General features: G+C 55.2%; 23 protein-coding genes. 1 reads left to right on the top strand and 22 read right to left on the bottom strand.

Translation table 11 applies throughout. The features are described from left to right. Positions 1-2: 2 nt before the first annotated feature. From tolQ to sdhC, 14 genes are all read right to left on the bottom strand, one after another. A complete protein-coding gene (gene tolQ / locus ACSZO1_RS08485) occupies positions 3-689 on the bottom strand; it encodes a Tol-Pal system protein TolQ (RefSeq protein ID WP_437611473.1) in 687 nt (228 codons plus the stop codon). Continuing rightward, positions 686-1,090: a tol-pal system-associated acyl-CoA thioesterase gene (ybgC, locus tag ACSZO1_RS08480; RefSeq protein ID WP_437611471.1), complete on the bottom strand. Its 405-nt coding sequence runs from the start codon at positions 1,088-1,090 to the stop codon at positions 686-688. The genes tolQ and ybgC overlap by 4 nt, the downstream gene beginning before the upstream one ends. A 206-nt stretch (positions 1,091-1,296) precedes the next feature. Then, a complete protein-coding gene (gene ybgE, locus ACSZO1_RS08475) occupies positions 1,297-1,590 on the bottom strand; it encodes a cyd operon protein YbgE (RefSeq protein ID WP_437611469.1) in 294 nt (97 codons plus the stop codon). Then, on the bottom strand, positions 1,590-1,700 hold the full coding sequence (cydX, locus tag ACSZO1_RS08470; protein ID WP_437611467.1) for a cytochrome bd-I oxidase subunit CydX: 111 nt from the start codon (positions 1,698-1,700) through the stop codon (positions 1,590-1,592). The genes ybgE and cydX overlap by 1 nt, the downstream gene beginning before the upstream one ends. A gap of 14 nt (positions 1,701-1,714) precedes the next feature. Next, positions 1,715-2,854, bottom strand: coding sequence for a cytochrome d ubiquinol oxidase subunit II (gene cydB, locus ACSZO1_RS08465; protein WP_437611465.1), 1,140 nt, complete (start codon positions 2,852-2,854; stop codon positions 1,715-1,717). Positions 2,855-2,869: 15 nt separating this feature from the next. Beyond that, complete coding sequence (gene cydA, locus ACSZO1_RS08460) at positions 2,870-4,438, bottom strand: cytochrome ubiquinol oxidase subunit I (protein ID WP_437611463.1); 1,569 nt, start codon at positions 4,436-4,438, stop codon at positions 2,870-2,872. A 794-nt stretch (positions 4,439-5,232) separates the two neighbouring features. Continuing rightward, positions 5,233-6,105, bottom strand: a complete 873-nt coding sequence (sucD, locus tag ACSZO1_RS08455; protein WP_437611462.1) for a succinate--CoA ligase subunit alpha — start codon at positions 6,103-6,105, stop codon at positions 5,233-5,235. Then, complete coding sequence (gene sucC, locus ACSZO1_RS08450) at positions 6,105-7,274, bottom strand: ADP-forming succinate--CoA ligase subunit beta (RefSeq protein WP_437611460.1); 1,170 nt, start codon at positions 7,272-7,274, stop codon at positions 6,105-6,107. The genes sucD and sucC overlap by 1 nt, the downstream gene beginning before the upstream one ends. Positions 7,275-7,335: 61 nt before the next feature. Further along, positions 7,336-8,553, bottom strand: coding sequence for a 2-oxoglutarate dehydrogenase complex dihydrolipoyllysine-residue succinyltransferase (odhB, locus tag ACSZO1_RS08445; RefSeq protein ID WP_437611458.1), 1,218 nt, complete (start codon positions 8,551-8,553; stop codon positions 7,336-7,338). 14 nt (positions 8,554-8,567) lie between these two features. Further along, a complete protein-coding gene (sucA, locus tag ACSZO1_RS08440; protein WP_437611456.1) occupies positions 8,568-11,375 on the bottom strand; it encodes a 2-oxoglutarate dehydrogenase E1 component in 2,808 nt (935 codons plus the stop codon). 199 nt (positions 11,376-11,574) lie between these two features. Beyond that, complete coding sequence (locus ACSZO1_RS08435; RefSeq protein WP_437611454.1) at positions 11,575-12,291, bottom strand: succinate dehydrogenase iron-sulfur subunit; 717 nt, start codon at positions 12,289-12,291, stop codon at positions 11,575-11,577. A gap of 17 nt (positions 12,292-12,308) precedes the next feature. Further along, complete coding sequence (gene sdhA, locus ACSZO1_RS08430; RefSeq protein ID WP_437611453.1) at positions 12,309-14,075, bottom strand: succinate dehydrogenase flavoprotein subunit; 1,767 nt, start codon at positions 14,073-14,075, stop codon at positions 12,309-12,311. Further along, positions 14,075-14,422: a succinate dehydrogenase membrane anchor subunit gene (gene sdhD, locus ACSZO1_RS08425; RefSeq protein WP_437611451.1), complete on the bottom strand. Its 348-nt coding sequence runs from the start codon at positions 14,420-14,422 to the stop codon at positions 14,075-14,077. Before sdhD ends, sdhA begins: the two co-directional genes overlap by 1 nt. Continuing rightward, positions 14,416-14,805, bottom strand: a complete 390-nt coding sequence (gene sdhC, locus ACSZO1_RS08420; protein ID WP_437611449.1) for a succinate dehydrogenase cytochrome b556 subunit — start codon at positions 14,803-14,805, stop codon at positions 14,416-14,418. Before sdhC ends, sdhD begins: the two co-directional genes overlap by 7 nt. Before the next feature lie 691 nt (positions 14,806-15,496). Here sdhC and ACSZO1_RS08415 point away from each other — a divergent pair. After that, on the top strand, positions 15,497-16,780 hold the full coding sequence (locus ACSZO1_RS08415; RefSeq protein WP_437611447.1) for a citrate synthase: 1,284 nt from the start codon (positions 15,497-15,499) through the stop codon (positions 16,778-16,780). Between the two features lie 244 nt (positions 16,781-17,024). On the opposite strand, the gene nei is transcribed toward ACSZO1_RS08415, so the two are convergent. The 8 genes from nei to ACSZO1_RS08375 form a co-directional block, all read right to left on the bottom strand. After that, positions 17,025-17,816 (bottom strand): endonuclease VIII, encoded by a 792-nt coding sequence (nei, locus tag ACSZO1_RS08410; protein ID WP_437611445.1) that lies wholly within the window; start codon positions 17,814-17,816, stop codon positions 17,025-17,027. Positions 17,817-17,831: 15 nt separating this feature from the next. After that, positions 17,832-18,479: a pyroglutamyl-peptidase I gene (gene pcp, locus ACSZO1_RS08405; RefSeq protein WP_437611443.1), complete on the bottom strand. Its 648-nt coding sequence runs from the start codon at positions 18,477-18,479 to the stop codon at positions 17,832-17,834. Between the two features lie 7 nt (positions 18,480-18,486). Next, complete coding sequence (locus ACSZO1_RS08400) at positions 18,487-19,506, bottom strand: DUF979 domain-containing protein (protein WP_437611487.1); 1,020 nt, start codon at positions 19,504-19,506, stop codon at positions 18,487-18,489. Beyond that, the gene (locus ACSZO1_RS08395) at positions 19,506-20,231 is read right to left on the bottom strand and encodes a DUF969 domain-containing protein (protein ID WP_437611441.1); all 726 of its coding nucleotides are present in this window, start codon (positions 20,229-20,231) and stop codon (positions 19,506-19,508) included. Before ACSZO1_RS08395 ends, ACSZO1_RS08400 begins: the two co-directional genes overlap by 1 nt. A gap of 61 nt (positions 20,232-20,292) precedes the next feature. Further along, on the bottom strand, positions 20,293-21,030 hold the full coding sequence (gene pxpA / locus ACSZO1_RS08390; RefSeq protein ID WP_437611440.1) for a 5-oxoprolinase subunit PxpA: 738 nt from the start codon (positions 21,028-21,030) through the stop codon (positions 20,293-20,295). Continuing rightward, positions 21,020-21,952: a 5-oxoprolinase subunit PxpC gene (gene pxpC / locus ACSZO1_RS08385; RefSeq protein ID WP_437611438.1), complete on the bottom strand. Its 933-nt coding sequence runs from the start codon at positions 21,950-21,952 to the stop codon at positions 21,020-21,022. The genes pxpA and pxpC overlap by 11 nt, the downstream gene beginning before the upstream one ends. Further along, positions 21,946-22,602: a 5-oxoprolinase subunit PxpB gene (gene pxpB, locus ACSZO1_RS08380; RefSeq protein WP_437611436.1), complete on the bottom strand. Its 657-nt coding sequence runs from the start codon at positions 22,600-22,602 to the stop codon at positions 21,946-21,948. Before pxpB ends, pxpC begins: the two co-directional genes overlap by 7 nt. Before the next feature lie 127 nt (positions 22,603-22,729). Continuing rightward, positions 22,730-23,473 (bottom strand): type 2 GTP cyclohydrolase I, encoded by a 744-nt coding sequence (locus ACSZO1_RS08375; RefSeq protein ID WP_437611434.1) that lies wholly within the window; start codon positions 23,471-23,473, stop codon positions 22,730-22,732.

Below are 23,473 nucleotides of genomic sequence, written 5' to 3'. Positions count from 1 at the left end.
GCTTACTTGCTGTTCTCGCTGGAGAACGCCTGACGATGCAGGATAGCCGTGAACTCTTCCATAAAGTTGTCGTAGTTCTGTTCCAGCTTGTTCACACGCTGGTTCAGGCGGTTATACGCCATCACCGCCGGAATCGCGGCGAACAGACCAATGGCCGTCGCAATCAGTGCTTCAGCAATACCTGGCGCCACCATCTGCAACGTCGCCTGCTTCACTGCGCCCAGCGCGATGAAGGCATGCATAATCCCCCACACCGTACCAAACAGACCAATATACGGGCTGATGGAACCGACGGTGCCAAGGAAAGGAATATGGGTTTCCAGCGTTTCCAGCTCACGGTTCATCGAAATACGCATCGCACGGCTGGCCCCTTCCACCACCGCTTCCGGTGCATGGCTGTTAGCGCGGTGCAGACGGGCGAATTCTTTAAACCCGGCATAGAAAATCTGCTCAGAACCGCCGAGTTCATCACGGCGCGCCTGGCTCTCCTGGTAAAGGCGTGACAGTTCAATGCCCGACCAGAATTTGTCTTCGAAAGCTTCGGCATTACGCCCCGCAGCGTTCAGAATACGGGTACGCTGGATAATGATTGCCCACGAGGCAATAGAAAATCCGATCAAAATCAACATGATAAGTTTGACCAGAAGGCTCGCCTTCAGGAACAAATCAAGAATGTTCATGTCAGTCACTGCTTGAACTCCGCGACAATAGACTTGGGAAGCGCTATCGGCTTCATTAGGTGTGGGTTGATGCAGGCGATCAGGACTTCCGCTTCATTAAGCACCCGGCCTTCCGCATTAACGATACGTTGTGCGAATGTCATCGTCGTCCTGCGCATAGCTACCACCTCGCTTTGCACTTCAAGCAAATCATCAAGGCGTGCTGCGGCAAGGTAGTCGACAGTAATACGACGCACAACAAAAGCAATCTGCTGTTCCAGCAGCGCCTGTTGGTTGAAATGGTGCTGGCGCAGCATCTCAGTCCGTGCTCGTTCATAGAAAGCCACATAGCTGGCATGGTAAACCACGCCACCGGCATCCGTGTCTTCGTAATAGACGCGTACCGGCCATCGAAACAGCGTTGTACTCACTCTACATCCCGGTAATGCTTTTAAACGTTGCTACTATACGCAAGAGAAAACGTGTTTGGAATGGGTTGCCAGGGGGGAACGAAAATAATTATCACAAGGTAACACTTACCTGGATTTATGGCATAAATCTTAGACAAATCCAGACAAAACCAGACATAAATGGACGTTAAAAGCGGTCAGCAGAACGCTGACCGCCAGGGGAAGCATTAACTGAAGAAGAAGCCGAGCCCGATCAGCAGAATGACCAGAGCCGGTAATGGCGTGAAAACGGCGCGCCAGCGGAGACGACGCGGACGAAAACCGACGCCATGAATCACGCCCGTGCACACCGCCCACATCAGGGCAAAACCCTGCCAGATGGTCAGAGGGCCGGTTTTGGCGGCAAAGCGCGACGGGTCCCAGAACATACAACCCGCCATCAGCAGCGCCAGCACCAGAGAAAGAGCCCGAAGCGGGCTCTTATCCATTACGGCATACAGTCGCGTAATCAGCGCTGCCATTACTGCTGCTCTTTCTTCGCGTTTTCTTCTACATGCTCAAGCGCCAGCGCCGTCATGATGCCAAACGAACAGGCCAGCAGCGTGCCGAGAATCCAGGCAAAATACCACATGGTTGGCTCCTTAATCAGTAGAGAGAAGTGGAGTTGTTTTCAATCTGCTCTTTCGTGATACGACCGAACATTTTGTAGTAACACCAGGTGGTGTACGCCAGAATAATCGGCACAAACACGATAGCAACAAAGGTCATCAGCTTCAGTGTCAGCAGGCTGGAGGTCGCGTCCCACATGGTCAGGCTGGCGTTTGGCACAGTGCTTGACGGCATGATGAACGGGAACATCGCCACACCGGCAGTCAGAATGATGCAGGCCAGTGTCAGTGACGAGAACAGGAATGCCCATGCCCCCTTCTCCATACGGGAGAACAGCACGGTCAGCAGCGGCAGCACCACACCCAGCGCCGGGATTAACCACAGTACCGGCGCATTATTGAAGTTCACCAGCCAGGCACCAGCCTGACGTGCCACTTCTTTGGTCAGCGGGTTAGACGCCGCAGCGTGGTCCAGCGTCGAGGTGACTACGTAACCGTCAATGCCATACACCACCCAGACGCCTGCCAGGGCAAAGGTCACCAGAGTCACCAGCGCGGTGATCTGCGCGGTAGTACGGGCACGCAGGTGCAGTTCACCGGTGGTACGCATCTGCAGGTAGGTTGCACCCTGCGTCAGGATCATCGCCACACTGACCACACCGGCCAGCAGACCAAACGGATTCAGCAGCTGGAAGAAGTTACCGGTGTAGAACAGACGCAGATATTCGTCAGCATGGAACGGCACGCCCTGCAGCAGGTTGCCGAACGCCACACCAATCACCAGCGGCGGCACAAAGCTACCGATGAAAATGCCCCAGTCCCACATGCCACGCCAGCGCAGATCTTCGATCTTCGAACGGTAGTCAAAACCAACCGGGCGGAAGAACAGAGATGACAGCACAAGGATCATCGCCACATAGAAGCCGGAGAAGGCAGCGGCATACACCATTGGCCATGCGGCAAACAGCGCACCACCGGCGGTGATCAGCCACACCTGGTTACCGTCCCAGTGTGGTGCAATCGAGTTAATCATCACACGGCGTTCGGTATCGTTACGGCCCAGTACGCGAGACAGCATACCGACACCCATATCGAAGCCATCCGTGACGGCGAAGCCAATCAACAGAATGCCAATCAGCAGCCACCAGATAAAACGCAATACTTCGTAATCTAACATTTATCGACTCCTGGTTTAGCGCAGCGGCTGTGATGACAGCGTGGACTGTTCGAAGTGATAGCGACCGGTTTTCAGGCTGCTTGGACCAAGGCGGGCGAATTTGAACATCAGATACATTTCCGCCACCAGGAACAGCGTATACAGGCCACAAATCAGTCCCATGGAGAACAGGATATCGCCCGCAGTCAGCGACGAGTTCGCCACGGCGGTCGGCAGTACTTCACCAATTGCCCACGGCTGACGGCCGTATTCAGCCACAAACCAGCCAGACTCGATGGCAATCCACGGTAATGGAATACCGTACAGTGCCACTTTCAGCAGCAGCGGGCTCTTGCCGATGCGGTTACGAATCACGCTCCAGAAGCTCAGACCGATAATCAGCAGCATCAGCACGCCACAACCCACCATGATACGGAAGGCGAAATACAGCGGTGCAACGCGTGGGATCGAATCTTTAGTAGCCTGCTGGATCTGCGCTTCGGTTGCGTCAGCCACATTCGCGGTATAGCGTTTCAGCAGTAAACCGTAGCCCAGGTCTTGTTTGTGTTCGTTAAAGGCGCTACGGACAGCCGGGTCAGTGTTGCCCGCACGCAGCTCTTCCAGCAGCTGGTAAGCTTTCATACCGTTACGGATACGGACTTCATGCTGTACCATCAGATCTTTCAGGCCGAGCACAGGCTTATCCACCGAGCGGGTGGCGATCAGGCCCAGCAGGTAAGGGATCTGGATAGCGTATTCGTTTTCCTGGGTATCCTGGTTCGGCAGACCAAACAGGGTAAAGGACGCTGGTGCAGGCTGGGTTTCCCACTCTGCTTCAATCGCCGCCAGTTTGGTTTTCTGCACGTCACCCATTTCGTAACCGGATTCATCACCCAGTACGATCACGGACAGAATCGCGGCCATACCGAAGCTGGCAGCAATCGCGAAGGAGCGTTTAGCGAACGCCACATCACGGCCACGCAGCAGATAGTAGGAGCTGATGCCGAGAATAAACATCGCACCACAGGTATAACCCGCTGCAACGGTGTGTACGAATTTCACCTGTGCGACCGGGTTCAGTACCAGCTCGGCGAAGCTGACCATCTCCATACGCATGGTTTCGAAATTGAAATCAGAGGCAACCGGGTTCTGCATCCAGCCGTTCGCCACCAGAATCCACAGTGCAGAGAGGTTAGAACCCAGCGCCACCAGCCAGGTCACTGCCATATGCTGTACTTTGCCGAGACGATCCCAGCCAAAGAAGAACAGGCCAACGAAGGTTGATTCGAGGAAGAACGCCATCAATCCTTCGATAGCCAGTGGGGCACCGAAGATATCCCCCACATAGTGCGAAAAGTATGACCAGTTGGTTCCGAACTGGAACTCCATGGTCAGGCCAGTGGCCACGCCCAGTGCGAAGTTAATTGCAAATAACTTGCCCCAGAACTTGGTCATATCTTTATAGATTTGTTTGCCAGACAGGACATACACAGTTTCCATAATCGCCAGCAGGAACGCCATACCGAGCGTCAGCGGAACGAACAGGAAATGGTACATCGCAGTCAGGGCAAACTGTAAGCGCGACAGTTCGACGATATCAAACATCTTGACCCCTTGCTCCTCGCGAAAGATTCCACCTGATAGTCATAACCCTCACCCGCCACAATAAAATAGCGATTCAGGGTAAATGCCTGTCAGAAACGGATGATATTTTTTCCAGTAATAGTGCGACGCGCAGCCGAAGAAGTGGCAGCACGATACGCAGCTGATAAATAAACTCAAATTAACCACCAAAAACACAGGGGTATCATACGCCGCTTCGTGCCAACAACAAATAGTTATTAACGTGACGTTTATCCTGTTTTAGTAGTTAGATCGCATTCGGCTAAAATACATGAATCTCGCGAATTTGATACAGCGCAATTTATACGAAAAGTGATGCATTTATCCAGCGCTAAACCTTGATAAAACGCGGCTTTTTTTTGATCTATGTTAATGTTGCGGCACCGAAAGTCGTGCCAGGTAAAATGGATGTTAAATAAAATGTAGCACGAGGTGAAAAACAGGAGGAAATAATAAAAACAGCTGACACTTTTTCGTAACCTGAATGTAGCAATAAACCAAAGTTATTTTCTCAGACTTCCTTTATATTCCTGAGCGCTATTATCGGCATTATTATTCCTTTTTTTAGCGTTATTTTTAATTATTTTACAAAGATTTCACCTTGCTTATTACAGGATTTAACCTTTTAGTTAGTAAGGATAGCGTAGCTGAGCCGTTTTGCAGGAAAAAGTCGTGCTGATTACCGATTTTTGATAACAAAAAGGCATAAAAAAACCGCCCGCAGGCAGTTTGATTTTGCTGGCAGACTGAATGCCTGCCAGCGGCTTGCTTTGCGCTTACGCAGGCAGTACAGCTTTCACTGCATCACCGATATCCGCAAGGCTGCGTACGGTTTTCACGCCCGCCGCTTCCAGCGCAGCAAACTTCTCGTCTGCCGTGCCTTTACCACCGGCAATGATGGCACCAGCATGGCCCATACGCTTGCCTTTTGGCGCAGTGACGCCCGCGATGTAGCCAACAACCGGTTTGGTCACGTGTTCTTTGATAAACGCAGCCGCTTCTTCTTCTGCGCTACCACCGATCTCACCGATCATCACAATCGCTTCAGTCTGCGGATCGTCCTGGAACAGCTTCAGGATATCGATAAAGTTAGAGCCCGGGATCGGGTCACCGCCGATACCCACGCAGGTAGACTGGCCGTAACCGATATCCGTGGTCTGTTTCACCGCTTCATAAGTCAGCGTACCGGAACGGGAAACGATACCCACGCGGCCTGGTTTGTGAATGTGGCCAGGCATGATGCCGATCTTACATGCGCCAGGGGTGATCACACCCGGGCAGTTTGGACCGATCATGCGCACACCGGCTTCATCCAGCTTCACTTTCACCGTCAGCATGTCGAGGGTAGGAATTCCTTCGGTGATGGTGATGATCAGTTTGATGCCTGCATCGATCGCTTCCAGGATACCGTCTTTACAGAATGGCGCCGGAACGTAGATAACAGATGCCGTCGCGCCAGTGGCTTCAACCGCTTCACGCACGGTGTTAAACACGGGCAGACCCAGATGCTCAGTACCGCCTTTACCTGGCGTCACACCGCCAACCAGCTGCGTACCGTAAGCCAGCGCCTGTTCAGAGTGGAAGGTACCCTGACCGCCAGTGAAACCCTGGCAGATAACTTTGGTGTTTTTGTCGATCAAAATGGACATTATTTACCCTCCGCTGCGGCAGCAACAACGCGCTGCGCTGCGTCACTGAGGCTGTTTGCTGCAATAATATTCAGACCGCTGTCCGCCAGTTTCTGTGCGCCCAGCTCGGCATTGTTACCTTCGAGACGCACCACCACTGGTACGTTCACACCCACTTCCGCCACCGCGCCGATGATGCCATCAGCAATCAGGTCGCAGCGTACGATGCCGCCGAAGATATTCACGAATACCGCTTTTACCGCATCATCGGACAGGATGATTTTAAAGGCTTCGGTCACACGTTCTTTGGTTGCGCCACCGCCCACATCGAGGAAGTTAGCAGGCTGGCCGCCGTTCAGTTTGACGATATCCATGGTGCCCATCGCCAGACCCGCGCCATTCACCATGCAACCGATGTTGCCTTCCAGCGCCACGTAGTTCAGTTCCCACTGTGCAGCGTGTGCTTCACGGGCATCTTCCTGGCTTGGATCGCGCATTTCACGCAGTTCAGGCTGACGGAACATCGCATTGCCGTCGGCGCCCAGTTTGCCGTCGAGGCACACCAGATCGCCCTGTTTGGTGATGACCAGCGGGTTGATTTCGACCAGTGCCAGATCGCGCTCCAGGAACAGCGTAGCCAGCCCCATAAAGATCTTGGTGAACTGATTGACCTGCTTACCGGTCAGACCCAGTTTGAACGCCAGCTCACGGCCCTTGTACGGCTGTGGACCGGTTAACGGATCAAGCGCCATTTTGTGGATCAGTTCTGGCGTCTCTTCCGCCACTTTTTCGATCTCAACGCCGCCTTCGGTGGAAGCCATAAACACCACACGACGGGTGCTGCGATCCACCACTGCGCCCAGATACAGTTCCTGATCGATATCGGTCGCTGCTTCAACCAGAATCTGGTTAACAGGCTGGCCAGCCGCATCAGTCTGATAGGTCACCAGGTTTTTACCCAGCCAGTTCTCAGCGAAAGCACGAATGTCTTCCTTGCTGTTGACCACTTTCACACCGCCCGCTTTACCACGGCCACCGGCATGAACCTGACATTTTACTACCCACGGACCTGCGCCAATTTTAGAGGCTGCTTCTTCCGCTTCACGTGGCGTAGTGCAGGCATAACCGGTTGGCGCCGGCAGGCCATAGCGTGCAAACAGCTGCTTCGCCTGGTACTCGTGTAAGTTCATGATGTTCTATCCATTCAGTTCTTAGAAGAGTTGGACGCGGCCAGCGCCGCGCCCGACGAGGTTATACATCCAGCAGCAGGCGCGCCGGATCTTCCAACATCTCTTTGACCGCCACCAGGTAGCCAACGGATTCACGGCCGTCGATCAGACGGTGATCGTAGGAGAGCGCCAGATACATCATTGGCTGGATCACCACCTGGCCATTTACCGCCATTGGACGATCTTTAATGGCATGCATGCCGAGGATCGCACTCTGTGGTGGGTTGATAATTGGCGTGGACATCAGCGAGCCGAACACACCACCGTTGGTGATGGTGAAGTTACCGCCGGTCAGTTCTTCAACCGTCAGTTTGCCATCACGGCCTTTCACCGCCAGCTCTTTAATTTTCTTCTCGATATCCGCCATGCTCAGCGCATCAACATCACGCAGCACTGGCGTCACCAGACCACGTGGTGTGGATACCGCGATGCTGACATCGAAGTAGTTGTGGTACACCACATCTTCGCCGTCGATAGACGCGTTCACTTCCGGATAACGTTTCAGCGCTTCGACCACAGCTTTAATGTAGAAGGACATAAAGCCCAGACGCACACCGTGACGTTTCTCGAAGGCATCGCCGTACTGCTTACGCAGGTCCATGATCGGCTGCATGTTGACTTCGTTAAACGTGGTCAGCATTGCGGTGCTGTTTTTCGCTTCCAGCAGACGCTCTGCCACACGCTTACGCAGACGGGTCATCGGTACGCGTTTTTCGCTGCGGCCAGCCAGAGCCGGAGCAGGTGCCGCGGCTTCCGCTTTCGCTTCAGGTTTGGCGGCTTTGTTATTCGCCAGATGTTTCTCAACATCTTCACGCGTGATACGGCCACCGACGCCGCTGCCTTTGATGGCTGCCGCATCGAGATCGTGCTCAGCAATCAGGCGACGGATCGCCGGGCTGAGTGCGTCGTTGCTCTCTTCGTCAAGCGCAGCGGTATGACGCTGTGCCGGGGTGGATTCTTTGCTGTCGGCTTTCGCTGAAGTCTCTTTGCCGCCGCTGTTGCCCTCTTTCAGGCGACCCAGTGGCTGGCGGGAGGTTACCGTACTGCCCTCGTCTTCCAGAATGGCTTCCAGTACGCCATCTGCCGCTGCCGGTACTTCCAGTACCACTTTATCGGTTTCAATTTCCACCAGCACTTCGTCGCGCTGGACGCTGTCGCCCGGTTTTTTGTGCCAGGTTGCCACAGTGGCATCGGCGACAGATTCAGGCAGATCGGGAACGAGAATATCTACGCTACTCATTATTTATCCTTTATTTAATCAACGTTCAGCGCGTCATTAACCAGGTCTTGCTGCTGCTTCTGGTGGACAGACATATAGCCAACTGCCGGTGAAGCGGATGCTGGACGACCGGCGTAACGTAAAGAGGCGCCAAATGGCACGACTTCGCGGAAGTGGTGCTGACTGCAGTACCACGCTCCCTGGTTCAGTGGCTCTTCCTGACACCAGACGAAATCATGCACATGAGCATAAGGTTGCAGCGCTTCCTGAACCGCTTTGTGCGGGAACGGATACAGCTGCTCAATACGCACGATGGCAACATCGGTTTGCTCGTTTTTACGGCGCTGTTCCAGCAGGTCATAATAAACTTTACCAGAGCACAGTACGACGCGCTTAATCCCTTGTGGATCAAGTGCATCAATATCGCCAATGGCCGGTTTAAAGCCACCGTTCGCCAGTTCTTCGAGGCTGGAGATCGCCAGCGGATGACGTAACAGCGATTTCGGTGACATCACCACCAGCGGACGGCGCATACCGCGCAACGCCTGACGACGCAGCATATGGTAGACCTGCGCTGGCGTGGACGGCACGCACACCTGCATGTTCTGCTCAGCGCAGAGCTGCAGATAACGTTCCAGACGCGCGGAAGAGTGCTCCGGCCCCTGCCCTTCATAACCGTGCGGCAGCAGCATCACCAGACCACACATGCGGCCCCATTTCTGTTCGCCGGAACTGATGAACTGGTCGATAACCACCTGCGCACCGTTGGCGAAGTCGCCGAACTGTGCTTCCCAGATAGTCAGGGTGCGCGGTTCTGCTGTGGCGTAACCATATTCAAACGCCAGTACCGCCTCTTCTGACAGCACGGAATCCCAGACGCGGAACTGACCCTGGCCGTTATGGATATGCTGCAGTGGGGTATAGGTGGAACCATTCGCCTGATTATGGATAACCGCATGACGATGGAAGAAGGTGCCGCGTCCCATATCTTCACCGGACAGACGGCACGGAATGCCTTCATCCAGCAGAGTCGCGTACGCGAGGTTTTCCGCCGCGCCCCAGTCGAATGCTTTATTGCCTGCCGCCATTTCAGCACGGTCGCCATAAATCTTCGCCACGCGCGACTGCATTTCCACACCATCCGGCACATGGCTGATGCGCTTCGCCAGATCCTGCAGACGTTTCAGATCGAGGGTTTCCGGATAGGCTTCATCCCACTCATGGTTCAGGTATGGTGACCAGGTGAAGGAGTGCAGGCTCATCGGACGCCATTCTGACACCACGCATTCGCCCGCATCGAGCGCATCGCGGTACAGGTTGACCATTTCCGTGGCATCTTCCAGGCTGGCAATTTTTTCCGCTTCCAGTCTGTCAGCATATAACTTACGTGGCGTCGGGTGTTTCTTGATCTTCTGGTACATCAACGGCTGGGTGGCACTTGGCTCATCCGCTTCGTTGTGACCATGGCGGCGATAGCACACCAGATCGATAAACACGTCACGTTTAAAGGTGTTACGGAAATCCAACGCCAGACGGGTAACAAACGCCACCGCTTCAGGATCGTCAGCATTCACATGGAAAATCGGCGCCTGCACCATCTTACCGATATCAGTACAGTATTCAGTGGAGCGCGCATCTTTCGGGTTAGAGGTGGTGAAGCCAACCTGGTTGTTAATGATGATACGAACCGTACCACCCACCTGGTAGCCACGCGCCTGCGACATGTTCAGGGTTTCCTGCACCACGCCCTGGCCGGTCACTGCCGCATCGCCGTGAATGGTGATTGGCAGCACTTTATTGCTCGCCGGTTCATCCAGACGATCGAGACGCGCACGCACCGATCCCATCACTACCGGGCTGACGATCTCAAGGTGCGACGGGTTAAACGCCAGCGCCAGGTGAACGATGCCGCCTTCGGTTTCCACATCGGAGGAGAAGCCCATATGGTACTTCACGTCACCGGTGCCGAGATGTTCTTTGTGCTTACCGGAGAATTCGTCGAACAGATCCTGCGGCTGTTTGCCGAGCACGTTGATCAGCACGTTGAGACGGCCACGGTGCGCCATCCCCAGCACCACTTCGCGCGTGCCGTTTTTACCGGCATGACGAATCATTTCGTTCAGCATCGGTACCAGCGCATCGCCGCCTTCCAGTGAGAAGCGTTTCGCGCCCGGGAATTTCGCGCCCAGATAACGTTCGAGGCCTTCTGCCGCGGTCAGCTGCTTCAGGAAACCTTTCTTCTCGTCGGCACTGAACGTCGCCTGTCCTGCCACGGATTCGATGCGCTGCTGAATCCAGCGTTTCTCTTCCGTGTTGGTGATATGCATGTACTCCGCACCGATGGAGCCGCAGTAAGTCTGCTTCAGCGCGTTATACAGGTCGGCGAGCTTCATGGTCTCTTTGCCGATGGCAAACGAACCGACGTTAAAGGTTTCCTGGAAATCCGCCTCGGTCAGATCGTGGAACGACGGTTCCAGATCCGGCACCGCGTCCTGTTTCCACAGGCCAAGCGGGTCAAGGCTGGCATGCTGATGGCCGCGGAAACGAAACGCGTTAATCAGCTGCAGTACTTTAACCTGCTTGCTATTGGTATCCGGGTCGCTAACAGAGGAGGTGTAACGCGAAGCGTCTTTCGCCAGGCGGCGGAAATACTCGCGCGTTGCGGAGTGGAATTGCTCAGGTCTAACCCCAGTGCCGGGAAGCTGCTGGAACATCGAACGCCAGGCAGCATCAACAGAGTCAGGATCGGTTAAAAAATCCTCATAGAGCTGCTCTATGTAAGATTGGTTGGCGCCGGCCAGCCAGGAGGAGTCCAGCCAGGGCTTCATCGCGCTGTTCTGCATTGTGATCCCTTAAGCATTGTATGCTTTTTTCGGTTTCATTGTTGCCGGGTTAACGGCTTGCCGTAGTACAGTTCAACGATACGAGCATTGTGCGATTGACGCCCGGCCCGTAAGGGAACCTTTAAAAGCGATCGTCGCGACAATCGTTTTTAAAGATTTCCTGATACGCCGGGAACCGCAGTTCCCGGCATGATCGCTGTTACGCACTGCGTTGCAGCAGCATCGACTTAATATGACCAATCGCCCGTGTCGGGTTCAGTCCTTTCGGGCAGACGCTGACACAGTTCATAATGCTGTGACAGCGGAAAACGCTGAAAGCATCGTTCAGATCATCCAGACGCGCATTGGTTTCCGTATCGCGGCTGTCGATCAGGAAACGGTACGCCGCCAGTAAACCAGCCGGACCGATAAACTTGTCCGGGTTCCACCAGAATGATGGGCAGGAAGTAGAGCAGCACGCACAAAGTATACATTCGTACAGGCCATCCAGCTTCTCACGTTGTTCCGGCTGCTGCAGATGTTCACGCGCAGGCGGATTATCTCCATTATTCAACAGGTAAGGTTTAATCTTCTCATACTGAGCGTAGAACTGGCTCATGTCTACTACCAGATCGCGAATTACCGGCAATCCAGGCAGTGGACGGATGACAATTTTCTTCGTGCCATTGCCCAATGCAGAAATCGGCGTAATACAGGCCAGACCATTTTTACCGTTCATATTGAGGCCATCAGAACCACACACCCCTTCACGGCAGGAGCGGCGGAACGCCAGCGTCGGGTCTTTCTCTTTCAGACGGATTAACGCATCCAGCAACATCATATCGCGTCCGTCTTCGCTTTCCAGCGTGTACTCCTGCATACGCGGAGCATCGTCAACATCCGGGTTGTAACGATAAATAGAAAATTCGAGTCTCATCGTTTTATCTCCGCAAACTAGTATGTACGCGCTTTCGGCGGGAAGGCCGCACGCAGTTTCGGCAGCATGTTCACCTCACGGCGCGTCATGCTTTCGTTTTGCGGCAGATAAAGGGTGTGACACAGCCATTTTTCATCGTCACGATCCGGGAAGTCGAAGCGGCTGTGTGCGCCACGGCTTTCGGTACGGAAGTTAGCGGATACCGCAGTGGCGTAGGCTGTCTCCATCAGATTATCCAGTTCCAGACACTCAATACGCTGGGTATTGAAATCGCTGGAACGGTCATCCAGGCGCGCATTCTTCAGACGTTCACGCAGCACTTTCAGCTCTTCCAGACCTTTCGCCATTGCATCACCTTCACGGAATACCGAGAAGTTGTTCTGCATACAGGCCTGCAACGCTTTACGCAGATCCGCCGGATCTTCACCCGTGGTGTTATTGTTCCAGCGGTTGAGGCGCGCCAGTGAGGCGTCGATGTTAGCTTCAGTCGCATCGCGCAGTTCGCCCTGCTCCTGAATAGATTCCTGCAGATGCAGACCGGCCGCACGGCCAAACACCACCAGGTCAAGCAGCGAGTTACCGCCGAGGCGGTTGGCGCCATGTACGGATACGCAGGCGATTTCACCTACGGCGAACAGCCCCGGCACCACCACATCTTCGCCCTGCTCGTTCACCGTCAGCGCCTGACCGGAAACGCGGGTCGGAATGCCACCCATCATATAGTGACAGGTTGGGATCACCGGAATCGGTTCTTTCACCGGGTCAACGTGGGCAAAGGTGCGCGACAGTTCGAGGATGCCCGGCAGACGAGACTCCAGCACCTCTTTACCGAGATGGTCGAGTTTCAGTTTCGCGTGTGGTCCCCATGGACCCTCACAGCCACGACCTTCACGGATTTCGATCATGATGGAACGCGCCACCACGTCACGACCGGCAAGGTCTTTAGCATTTGGCGCATAACGCTCCATAAAGCGCTCGCCATGTTTATTCAGCAGGTAACCACCTTCACCACGGCAGCCTTCGGTCACCAGCACGCCGGCACCGGCAATACCTGTCGGGTGGAACTGCCACATTTCCATATCCTGCACCGGCACGCCTGCACGCAGCGCCATACCGACACCGTCGCCGGTATTGATGTGCGCGTTGGTGGTGGACTGGTAGATACGTCCGGCACCGCCGGTCGCCAGCACGGTTGCGCGTGCCTTAAAGTAGACCACTTCACCGGTTTCGATGCACAGCGCAGTCGTACCGACAATCGCACCATCATCGTTTTTCACCAGATCCAGCGCATACCATTCTGAGAAGATGGTGGTTTTGTTTTTCAGGTTCTGCTGATACAGCGTGTGTAACAGTGCGTGACCGGTACGGTCCGCTGCTGCGGCAGTACGCGCCGCCTGCTCACCGCCGAAGTTCTTCGACTGACCGCCGAACGGACGCTGATAAATGCGGCCATCATCAAGGCGGGAAAACGGCAGGCCCATATGCTCCAGCTCCAGAATCGCTTCCGGGCCGGTGTTACACATATATTCAATCGCGTCCTGGTCGCCGATATAATCGGAACCTTTCACGGTGTCATACATATGCCATTCCCAGTTATCTTCGTGGCTGTTGCCTAATGCCACGGTGATGCCGCCCTGAGCGGACACAGTATGGGAACGGGTAGGAAAGACTTTCGATAACAGGGCACAGGTCTGGCCCGACTGGGAGATCTGTAACGCTGCGCGCATACCTGCGCCGCCTGCGCCGATCACAACGGCGTCAAATTCTCTGACTGGCAATTTCATTACACACCCCACACCACAACAGTTCCATAAATCGCGTAAACCAACAGCGCCACGACAATCACCAGCTGCAGCACCAGGCGCAGCCCGAGCGGCTTAACGTAGTCTGTCAGCACCTGCCACATACCAATCCAGCCATGTACCAGGATGGAAAACAGCGTCAGCAGCGTGAACACTTTAGTAAAGGAAGAGGCGAAGAATCCGCGCCAGATGTCATAGGTCAGCGTATCCGATACCACCAGGAAACCGAGGATGTAGAGCACGTAGAGGGCGATAACGATCGCCGCCGCGCGTAGCAGCAGCCAGTCGTGTACACCATTGCGCCCCAGTGCAGAAGCATTGCTTACCATACGAGGACTCCAGCCAGAATTGAGAGCACGACAGTGATACCAAAGGTGATCTGCGCAGAACGGGTACCCACCTGCAGGGTTTCCGCGAGATAACCAAAATCAGCCAGCATATGACGAATTCCGCCTGCGATATGATACGCCAGCGCAGTCAGAATGCCCCACATGATGAATTTAACGAAAAAGCTGTCCATGATAGCGGATGCCTGCTGGAAGCCTTCGGGTGATGAGAGAGAGAGACCAAGTAGCCAGAGCAGAATACCGACCGCCACGAAGGTGATCACGCCGGAGACGCGGTGGAGAATGGACGCTATCGCAGTAACGGGAAACCTGATCGTTGTCAGATCCAGGTTGACTGGTCTTTGTTTTTTCACGTATTTGCCCACACAGCTTTTTTTATTTTACTTCCTCCGGACCTGGTTGGCCGGGTCTCACCACCTAAATGGTCAGACTCATGCGCCGTCACCAAAACAGCAACATCCAGTGTTAATTGACGCGGCAATACGCTGGGTGGCTCCTGGTGCCAGGGGAAATCCGGAGACCTGGCCGAAGTATAGGAGGATCACATTCCTATTACAATTCCCCTACATTCTGTTTGGGAACATTTAAGTTGAACAGTGATCAGCCTCACGGTTTTCACAATTTATACAAATTTAATTATCTGATTTGACAAAAGTTCAACATTCTTGTTACAAACGAGCGACAGAAAAGCCTATGATGCACAAAAGTTATGGGGATACACTTTCCCCTAAGCGTAAGTTATGTAACATTGATTGTGTGAGCCACCCGTAGCATCAGGTAATGGTTGCAAGAAAAATAATGTCCAAAACGGATCTTTAACAACCATGGTATACCCTCGATAATTTGAGTGGCAGGGCACCAAATGCTCCTGCTTTTTTAACTATGATGGGTATAAAACAACATGTCGTGCCTGCCGGAGCCTCACTGTAGCGCCTCGTCGCTCTGTACCCTGCAAGCGGTTGTCTGCGCAGACTGGTTTTGCGCAATCAATCTGAGGTTGCTGGCCACACTAAAGGTGTCAAAGATCCTACAAATAAGGCGCTAAGGAGACAGTAAATGGCTGAGAAAAAAGCGACGCTAACCCTCGAAGGCGTAGATCCTATTGAGCTGAATGTGCTTAAAGGTACGCTGGGTGAAGACGAAATCGACATCCGAACCCTCAGTTCGAAAGGTCTGTTCACGTTTGACCCGGGTTTTACCTCTACGGCGTCCTGTGAATCCAAAATTACCTTTATTGACGGTGAAGAAGGCATCCTTCTGCACCGCGGTTTTCCGATTGACGAGTTAGCGTTACACTCTAACTATCTGGAAGTGTGCTATATCCTGCTGAACGGCGAAGCGCCGACCCAGAAACAGTTCGATGAATTCCGCACTACCGTTACCCGCCATACCATGATTCATGAGCAGATTACCCGTCTGTTCCACGGTTTCCGTCGCGACTCGCACCCTATGGCAGTCATGTGCGGCGTCACCGGCGCCCTGGCCGCATTTTATCACGACTCACTGGACGTAAACCTTGAGCGCCATCGTGAAATTGCTGCCTTCCGCCTGCTGTCGAAAATGCCGACAGTCGCCGCGATGTGTTACAAATATTCGATCGGTCAGCCTTTCGTGTATCCACGTAACGACCTCTCTTATGCCGGTAACTTCCTGAATATGATGTTCGCCACCCCGTGCGAAGAATACGTGGTGAATCCGGTACTGGAACGTGCCATGGACCGTATTCTGGTGCTGCATGCTGACCATGAGCAGAACGCCTCTACGTCAACTGTACGTACCGCAGGTTCGTCCGGCGCGAACCCGTTTGCCTGTATCGCCGCGGGTATCGCCTCGCTGTGGGGACCGGCGCACGGTGGCGCTAACGAAGCCTGCCTGCGTATGCTGGAAGAGATCAGCAGCGTTGACCATATCCCAGAATTTGTCCGCCGTGCGAAAGATAAGAATGACTCTTTCCGCCTGATGGGCTTCGGCCACCGCGTGTACAAAAACTACGATCCTCGTGCGACCGTCATGCGTGAAACCTGCCACGAAGTGCTGAACGAGCTGGGTATGAAAGATGACCTGCTGGAAGTGGCGATGGAGCTGGAACATATCGCGCTGAACGATCCGTACTTTATCGAGCGTAAACTGTATCCAAATGTCGATTTCTACTCCGGTATTATCCTGAAAGCGATGGGTATTCCATCATCAATGTTTACCGTGATCTTCGCGATGGCGCGTACCGTTGGCTGGATTGCACACTGGAAAGAGATGCATGACGAAGGCGTGAAGATCGCCCGTCCGCGTCAGCTGTATACCGGTTACGACAAGCGTGAGTTTAAGTCGAATCTACAGAAGTAAGGTTTCATGCTGATTGCCGAAACGCCGCATAATGCGGCGTTTTTTTTGGTTTGCATCTACAGGCGGCGGCAGAGAGGGTCTGCACAAAGAGATCGCCTTTCGTTCCGGGTCGGTGCAGAGGCGTCGCTTGTCGTCTTGTGTTCCCTGGGCTTTACGCTTATGAGTTGCTGCTGTTCTCGCTGGCCCTGGCTTATGGGGGTACTGCCTGCATTTCCAGCACGAGACGTTTATGACGTGTCACTCTTTAATGCTGGCAGCCCGAACACCAGTAAAACGGTCGTGACGATAACATGCCCTTTTCAATCAGCGTGCCACAACGCTCACACGGCTTACCCGTACGATTAAACACCTTAAAGCGAAACACCGCGCCATGATGACGATTCTCATCCATCGTGCCACGCATCTGATACGAATGGCGTGGGATCGCCAGCATCGCCTCAGCCAGTTGTTCCAGTTTTTCTGCCAGTAAATCCTGCGCCTTGTGCTGTGGCAGCAGTTGCGCCTGCCAGAGCATTTCCGCCCGCAGGTAGTTTCCCAGCCCGGCGAGAAACGCCTGATCGAGCAGCAGCCCACCCAGCTGACGACGGCGGAAACGCGCCGACAGCAACCGCTCACGCACCTGCGCCACCGTCAGACCTATATCCAGCACATCAGGCCCGACGCGCTGCAAAAAAGGATGACTTGCCAGAGTGTCACTGTTCAGCAATTCAATATCAGAGGCACTGTACAGCAGAATCGCCTGTTCTCCCGCCGCCAGCCGTACGCGCAGACTGCGGTTGGTGGCAGGCGGATCACCATGCTCCACCACCCGCCAGACGCCATACAGCTGGTTATGGCTGTACAGCGTCAGGCCATTGGAAAAATGCGTCAGCAGCGCTTTACCGCGGGTTTCGATCGCGGTGATACGCTCGCCAATTAACGACGACTGATACGTTTGCAGCTGCGGAAAGGCAAACCACACCTCAGTCAGTGGCTTGCCCAGCAGTGCCTGCTCCAGTTTATCCGCCGCACGCCGGATTTCCGGGCCTTCAGGCATGTTCGCTCCCTGTTGTTAGTGCGTTGCGCCACCCACCAGACGCAGATCCTGCTGCGTATGCAGCGCCGTAGTGATAGCAATTTTCAGTGCCTGCACTACCGTGTCCGCCGCCATACTCGCCATTCCCGGCAGATTTGCCGCCTGTTGTGGCAGGTAAGGAATATGGATAAAGCCACCGCGTACCTGCCCGCCCTGCTGCGCCAGACGGTGCAGCAGGCCGTACATCACATGATTACAGACATAGGTGCCCGCCGTCTGCGACACCGAGGCCGGAATGCCCGCATCACGCAACGCCGCCACCATCGCTTTAATTGGCAGCGTAGAGAGCCAGGCCGCCGGCCCCTCAGCGACAATCGGCTGATCGACCGGCTGATTGCCCTGGTTGTCCGAGATACGCGCATCATCGACGTTGATCGCCACGCGCTCAACGGAGATATCGGTACGGCCACCAGCCTGACCGACCGCAATCACCAGGTCCGGTTGCAGCTGATCCAGCGCGGCATACAGCGTATTCAGCGATTCGCCAAACACACAGGGCAACTGGCGGGCAACAATCCGCGCGCCATCCAGTCGCAGCTCATCCAGCTGGCGCACCGCTTCCCACGATGGGTTAATCGCTTCGCCACCAAACGGTTCAAAGGCGGTGATCAATACCGTTTTCATCGTCACCTCACAGGAACATCAGGAAGTAGAGCAGGAACACATTCACCGCTAATAACAGTACACCGGTTGGCACCTGCGCTTTGATCACCGCGTTGCGATCCGGCAGTTCCAGCAGCGCGGCAGGCACGATATTAAAGTTAGCCGCCATTGGCGTCATCAGCGTACCGCAGTAACCGGAGAACATGCCAATCGCCGCCATTACCGCCGGGTTACCACCGTGCTGCAGCACCAGAATCGGAATACCAATCCCGGCGGTGACAATCGGGAAAGCCGCAAAGGCGTTACCCATCACCATGGTCAGCAGCGCCATACCTATCGCATAGGTCGCCACCGCGATAAAGCGGTTATCTACCGCCAGATAACTTTCCGTCAGATGAGAAATCGCGGTGCCGACACCCGCGCTGGTAAACAGCAGACCCAGCGTGGCAAGGATTTGCGGCAGAATAAACGCCCAGCCAATGGAATCCAGCAGACGACGCGCTTCCTGTACCGATTGCGCGGGTGATTCACGCGTCATTTTTAACGCAATCAGCCAGCCCGCCAGACAACCCAGCGTCATGGAAAACAGCGTCACCAGCGTGGCATGGTTGCCCGTGCCAAACACCGCCTGTTGCAATCCGGGGAAATTGTTGAACACCAGCACGCCAACAACGGTGACCACCGGAATCGACAGCGCAGGCAGGAACAGTTTGTTGCCAAGACGCTTCGCACTGGCTTTACGTTCCGTTTCGCTGCGCTGATGGTAACTGACCAGTTTCACACCACCGAAGCCCGCCAGCAGCGCCATAACAATCACCAGCACACCGACCAGAATATGCAGTCCACGCTGACCTGCGGCGGTACTGCCCGCCAGCTGGCTCATCAGCGTATAAGCCCAGTCGCCAACGAGGAAAATCAGGCCATACAGCGCCCAGAACAGCCCGGTGGTCAGACGGCGCGGGTTCGCTTTATCGCGCCATGACATCACGGCCACCACCAGCAGCACGACGCCTGCCAGCCAGTACAGATATTGTTGCTGGAACATGATTACTCTCCCTTCGCCTGCATGGCCTGCGTGTTAAGGGAGGCCAGCTCGGCAGCAACCCGGTTGTCCAGACGGCGCAGACGCACCGCATGAATAATAAAGGCACAAATCGCCGTCGGAATTCCCCACATCGCGATATGCAGCGGCTCGGTCTGAATCCCGCCCGACTCCAGCATAAAGTTGTGCATAAAGATAATCGCACCAAAGGCGACGAAAATATCTTCACCGAAGAACAGGCCGACGTTGTCAGTCGCGGCAGACATCGCACGCAGACGATAACGCACCTGCGGCGGCAGCTCGCCATAACGGTTTTCTGTTGCCCCTTCCGCCATTGGCGCCAGCAGCGGGCGCACCATTTGCGGATGACCGCCCAGGCTGGTCAGACCCAGCGCCGCCGAAGCTTCACGCACAAACAGATAGACAATTAACAGGCGTCCGGCGGTGGCGCTTTTAATATGAGCAATCCACGCCTGCGCACGTTCTTTCAGGCCGTGGCGCTCCACCAGGCCAATTACCGCCAGCGGAATCAGCAAAATAAATGGCAGATTACGGGTATTTAAAAAACCGGCGCCCAGTTTTTCCAGAATCACGTCAATGGGCATACTGGCGGCAAGGCCAGTGATAATCCCGGAGGCGATCACCACCAGAACCGGGTTAAAGCGCAGTAAAAAACCGATAATAATGGCAGCAATGCCAAGCAACGGCCAAAGATTGACAGCGTTTTCCATAATAACTCCCCAGATAAAAAACTCCCCGGTGACACCGGAGAGATAAAAGCGTGCAGCGCGGTTACTCGCTGGTCACGTTAATCTGTTGTGCGGCAAAGGCCACGCGCAGACGTTCAGCAAAGGCCAGCGCATGGGCGCCATCGCCATGCAGACAGACCGTTTCAGCGCGCACCGTCACCGCTTCACCGCTGATCGCGCGCACCCTGCCATCGCGTACCATTTGCAATGTCTGTTCAATGGCCTGTTGTTCATCTTCGATCAACGCACCAGGCTGGCTGCGCGGCACCAGCGTGCCGTCCGCCTGATAACCACGGTCGGCAAATACTTCCTGACGGGTACGCAGTCCCTGACGCTGCGCTGCGCGAATCGACTCACTATTCGCCAGCCCCACCAGCACCAGTTGTGGATCGACCGCATACACCGCCCGGGCAATCGCCTCCGCCAGCACAGGATCGACGGCCGCCTGGTTGTACAACATGCCGTGCGGTTTCACATGCGCCAGCCTGCCGCCCGCACTTTCCGCAATCGTTTTTAGCGCGCCGATCTGATACAGCACCTGCGCATACACCGTCTCCGGCGGCAGCTGCATCGCGGTACGGCCAAAGTTTTCGCGGTCCGGGAAGCTGGGATGCGCACCAATCGATACGCCAAACTCCAGCGCCCAGCGTACCGACTGCAACATGGTCTCGGCATCACCGGCGTGAAAACCACAGGCGATATTGGCGGAACTGACCAGCTGTAACAGCTGACGATCGCTGCCGCTGCCCTCGCCCAGATCGGCATTTAAATCAACCTTCATCCTCTAATCCCCATGCCATTTGATCGATCACCCGCTGTTGCTCTCGTTTCGCCTGCAGTGCCTCATCCAGCGTACAGTGGACAAAATGCAGCGGCTCACCGAGGCGCAGCTGCGCCAGATGATAAAGATCCGCCTCAATTACACAGGCAATACGCGGATAGCCGCCCGTGGTTTGTGCGTCCGCCATCAGCACAATCGGCTGGCCGTTCGGCGGCACCTGAATCACCCCCGGTAACAGGCCGTGCGACAGCAAATCACGCTCGCTGTTACGGATCAGCGAACGCCCCTGCAGGCGATATCCCATGCGATTACTTTGCGGACTCAGTTTCCACGAGGTGCGCCAGAAAGATTCCTGCGACTCGCGGCTGAACTCATGAAATTCCGGCCCCGGCAGTGCCCGCACGCGGTTACCCCACAGCAGCTGGCGCACTCCCGCCGTTCTGGTAAAGCGCCGTTGCGGTTGTCCCAGCGGCAACTGATCGCCATCAGCAATCAGACGACCATGAAAACCGCCAAAGCCCGCTTTTTGATCGGTACTGACCGATCCCAGCAGCGGCGGCAGATCAAAACCACCGTCCAGCGCCAGGTAGCTGCGCATGCCACGCTGCGGCATTGACAGTTTCAGCACCTGCCCGGCTCTGACCGGGATGCGCCAGCCGGTCCACACCGGCTTTCCATCCAGTTTCGCCGCGCAGCCAGCGCCCGTCAGCGCGATCCAGCCATCACGGCCAAACTCTGCGCTAAACTGACCGAGGGTAATTTCCAGCACGGCGCTTTCCGGCGCATTGCCCACCAGCAGATTGGCGGTTTTCATTGCCGGAATATCCAGCACGCCACCACTGCTGATGCCAAACTGACGCCAGCCGGTACGGCCTGCATCCTGAATTGAGGTGCTCATCCCGGCACGCATAATCGTCAGCATACGCCCTCCTTACTGGGGATAAAGCGGATACTGTCGCCCGGGCGCAGCAGGGTTGGTGGCTGGTTTAACGGATTAAACAGGGTGATGTCGCTGCGGCCGATCAACTGCCAGCCGCCAGGCGTTGCCAGCGGATAGATACCAGTCTGGCTGCCGCCAATGCCAACCGATCCGGCAGGCACGCGCACGCGCGGTTCGGCGCGGCGCGGGGTATGCAGACGGCTGTCCAGCCCGCCGAGATAGGGGAAACCAGGCTGGAAACCAATAAAGTAGACCACGTACAGTGTGGATGCGTGCAGCTCGACCACGTCTCTGGCACTCAGCTGACTGTGCTGCGCCACAGTGTCCAGATCAGGCCCCGCCGCGCCGCCATAGAGCACCGGAATATCAATCTGCCGCGATTCCGGCAGCAGCGATTCGCTCTCTTCCCACCAGCGTTGCAGACGCTCAATCGCATCCAGCGCCGTGTTTTGCGGATCGGCCAGTACCACGGTCAGATTGTTCATCCCGGGTATGGTTTCAGTCACTTGCGGATAGCTTTTCAGGCGCTCGCTCAGTCCCCAAATTCGTTGCTGGCTCTCAAGGGACACCGGCGGCTCCAGCTCAAGCACAACAGCGCGTTCCCCTAACAGGTAACAGCGTGCTCGTTGCAATATGTACCTCCTGACGCTTATTACGTCGCAAGCTTATCTATTTCGAACAAATAGTTATGCTAAACAAGGAAGGTGGTGTCAATGATTTTACTCCCCGCGTCGGGCGACGCAGGGAGGCGGGGAAATATCAGGCAGGGTTGTCGATATCAACAAAGGTGACATCAAGGCCATGATGAGCCGCTAACCATTCACCCAGTGCGCGGATACCGGCACGTTCAGTGGCATGGTGACCGGCGGCAAAGAAATGCACACCGTTTTCACGCACGCTGTGGATGGTTTTTTCCGATACTTCGCCAGTAATAAAGGCATCGACGCCATAGGCAATCGCGTCATCGATATAACCCTGACCGCCGCCGGAACACCAGGCAATACGGCGGATACGCTCTGGCGCATTGTCGCCACAGTGCAGCGGCGTGCGGCCCAGTCGTTGCTCAATGCGCTGCGCCAGCTGCTCACCGGTTGGTGCGTCAGCCAGTTCACCCCACGGCAGCAGCAGAGCAATCTCGCCACGCACTTCGATGTCCAGCAATTGCGCCAGCAGCGCGTTATTACCCAGCTCTGCATGGCCGTCCAGCGGCAAGTGCCAGCCAAACAGGTTGATATCATTCGCCAGCAGGGTTTTCAGCCGGTTACGCTTCATGCCTTTAATCGCCGGAGATTCGTTTTTCCAGAAATAACCGTGATGCACCAGTACCGCATCCGCCTGCAGGCGCACCGCTTCATCCAGCAGCGCCTGGCAAGCCGTCACGCCTGTCACCACTTTACGGATTTCGCTGCGACCTTCCACCTGCAGACCATTGGGTGCATAGTCGCTGAACGCCGCCGTATTCAGCAGCTGGTTGACGATGTTTTCCAGTTCAAAATTACGCAT

This window comes from Erwinia sp. V71 (assembly GCF_965644245.1).
Classification (GTDB): Bacteria; Pseudomonadota; Gammaproteobacteria; order Enterobacterales; family Enterobacteriaceae; genus Erwinia.
Note: the sequence above shows the minus strand (reverse complement) of the source record. Positions and strands in the feature narration are given on the sequence as shown.

What these genes read in the sequence shown, in the direction of transcription:
- ybgE (WP_437611469.1), bottom strand. Translation starts at nt 1,590, where the DNA reads ATGGCAGCGCTGATTACGCGACTGTATGCCGTAATGGATAAGAGCCCG.
- cydX (WP_437611467.1), bottom strand. Translation starts at nt 1,700, where the DNA reads ATGTGGTATTTTGCCTGGATTCTCGGCACGCTGCTGGCCTGTTCGTTT.
- cydB (WP_437611465.1), bottom strand. Translation starts at nt 2,854, where the DNA reads ATGTTAGATTACGAAGTATTGCGTTTTATCTGGTGGCTGCTGATTGGC.
- cydA (WP_437611463.1), bottom strand. Translation starts at nt 4,438, where the DNA reads ATGTTTGATATCGTCGAACTGTCGCGCTTACAGTTTGCCCTGACTGCG.
- sucD (WP_437611462.1), bottom strand. Translation starts at nt 6,105, where the DNA reads ATGTCCATTTTGATCGACAAAAACACCAAAGTTATCTGCCAGGGTTTC.
- sucC (WP_437611460.1), bottom strand. Translation starts at nt 7,274, where the DNA reads ATGAACTTACACGAGTACCAGGCGAAGCAGCTGTTTGCACGCTATGGC.
- odhB (WP_437611458.1), bottom strand. Translation starts at nt 8,553, where the DNA reads ATGAGTAGCGTAGATATTCTCGTTCCCGATCTGCCTGAATCTGTCGCC.
- sucA (WP_437611456.1), bottom strand. Translation starts at nt 11,375, where the DNA reads ATGCAGAACAGCGCGATGAAGCCCTGGCTGGACTCCTCCTGGCTGGCC.
- ACSZO1_RS08435 (WP_437611454.1), bottom strand. Translation starts at nt 12,291, where the DNA reads ATGAGACTCGAATTTTCTATTTATCGTTACAACCCGGATGTTGACGAT.
- sdhA (WP_437611453.1), bottom strand. Translation starts at nt 14,075, where the DNA reads ATGAAATTGCCAGTCAGAGAATTTGACGCCGTTGTGATCGGCGCAGGC.
- sdhD (WP_437611451.1), bottom strand. Translation starts at nt 14,422, where the DNA reads ATGGTAAGCAATGCTTCTGCACTGGGGCGCAATGGTGTACACGACTGG.
- ACSZO1_RS08415 (WP_437611447.1), top strand. Translation starts at nt 15,497, where the DNA reads ATGGCTGAGAAAAAAGCGACGCTAACCCTCGAAGGCGTAGATCCTATT.
- nei (WP_437611445.1), bottom strand. Translation starts at nt 17,816, where the DNA reads ATGCCTGAAGGCCCGGAAATCCGGCGTGCGGCGGATAAACTGGAGCAG.
- pcp (WP_437611443.1), bottom strand. Translation starts at nt 18,479, where the DNA reads ATGAAAACGGTATTGATCACCGCCTTTGAACCGTTTGGTGGCGAAGCG.
- ACSZO1_RS08395 (WP_437611441.1), bottom strand. Translation starts at nt 20,231, where the DNA reads ATGGAAAACGCTGTCAATCTTTGGCCGTTGCTTGGCATTGCTGCCATT.
- pxpA (WP_437611440.1), bottom strand. Translation starts at nt 21,030, where the DNA reads ATGAAGGTTGATTTAAATGCCGATCTGGGCGAGGGCAGCGGCAGCGAT.
- pxpC (WP_437611438.1), bottom strand. Translation starts at nt 21,952, where the DNA reads ATGCTGACGATTATGCGTGCCGGGATGAGCACCTCAATTCAGGATGCA.
- ACSZO1_RS08375 (WP_437611434.1), bottom strand. Translation starts at nt 23,473, where the DNA reads ATGCGTAATTTTGAACTGGAAAACATCGTCAACCAGCTGCTGAATACG.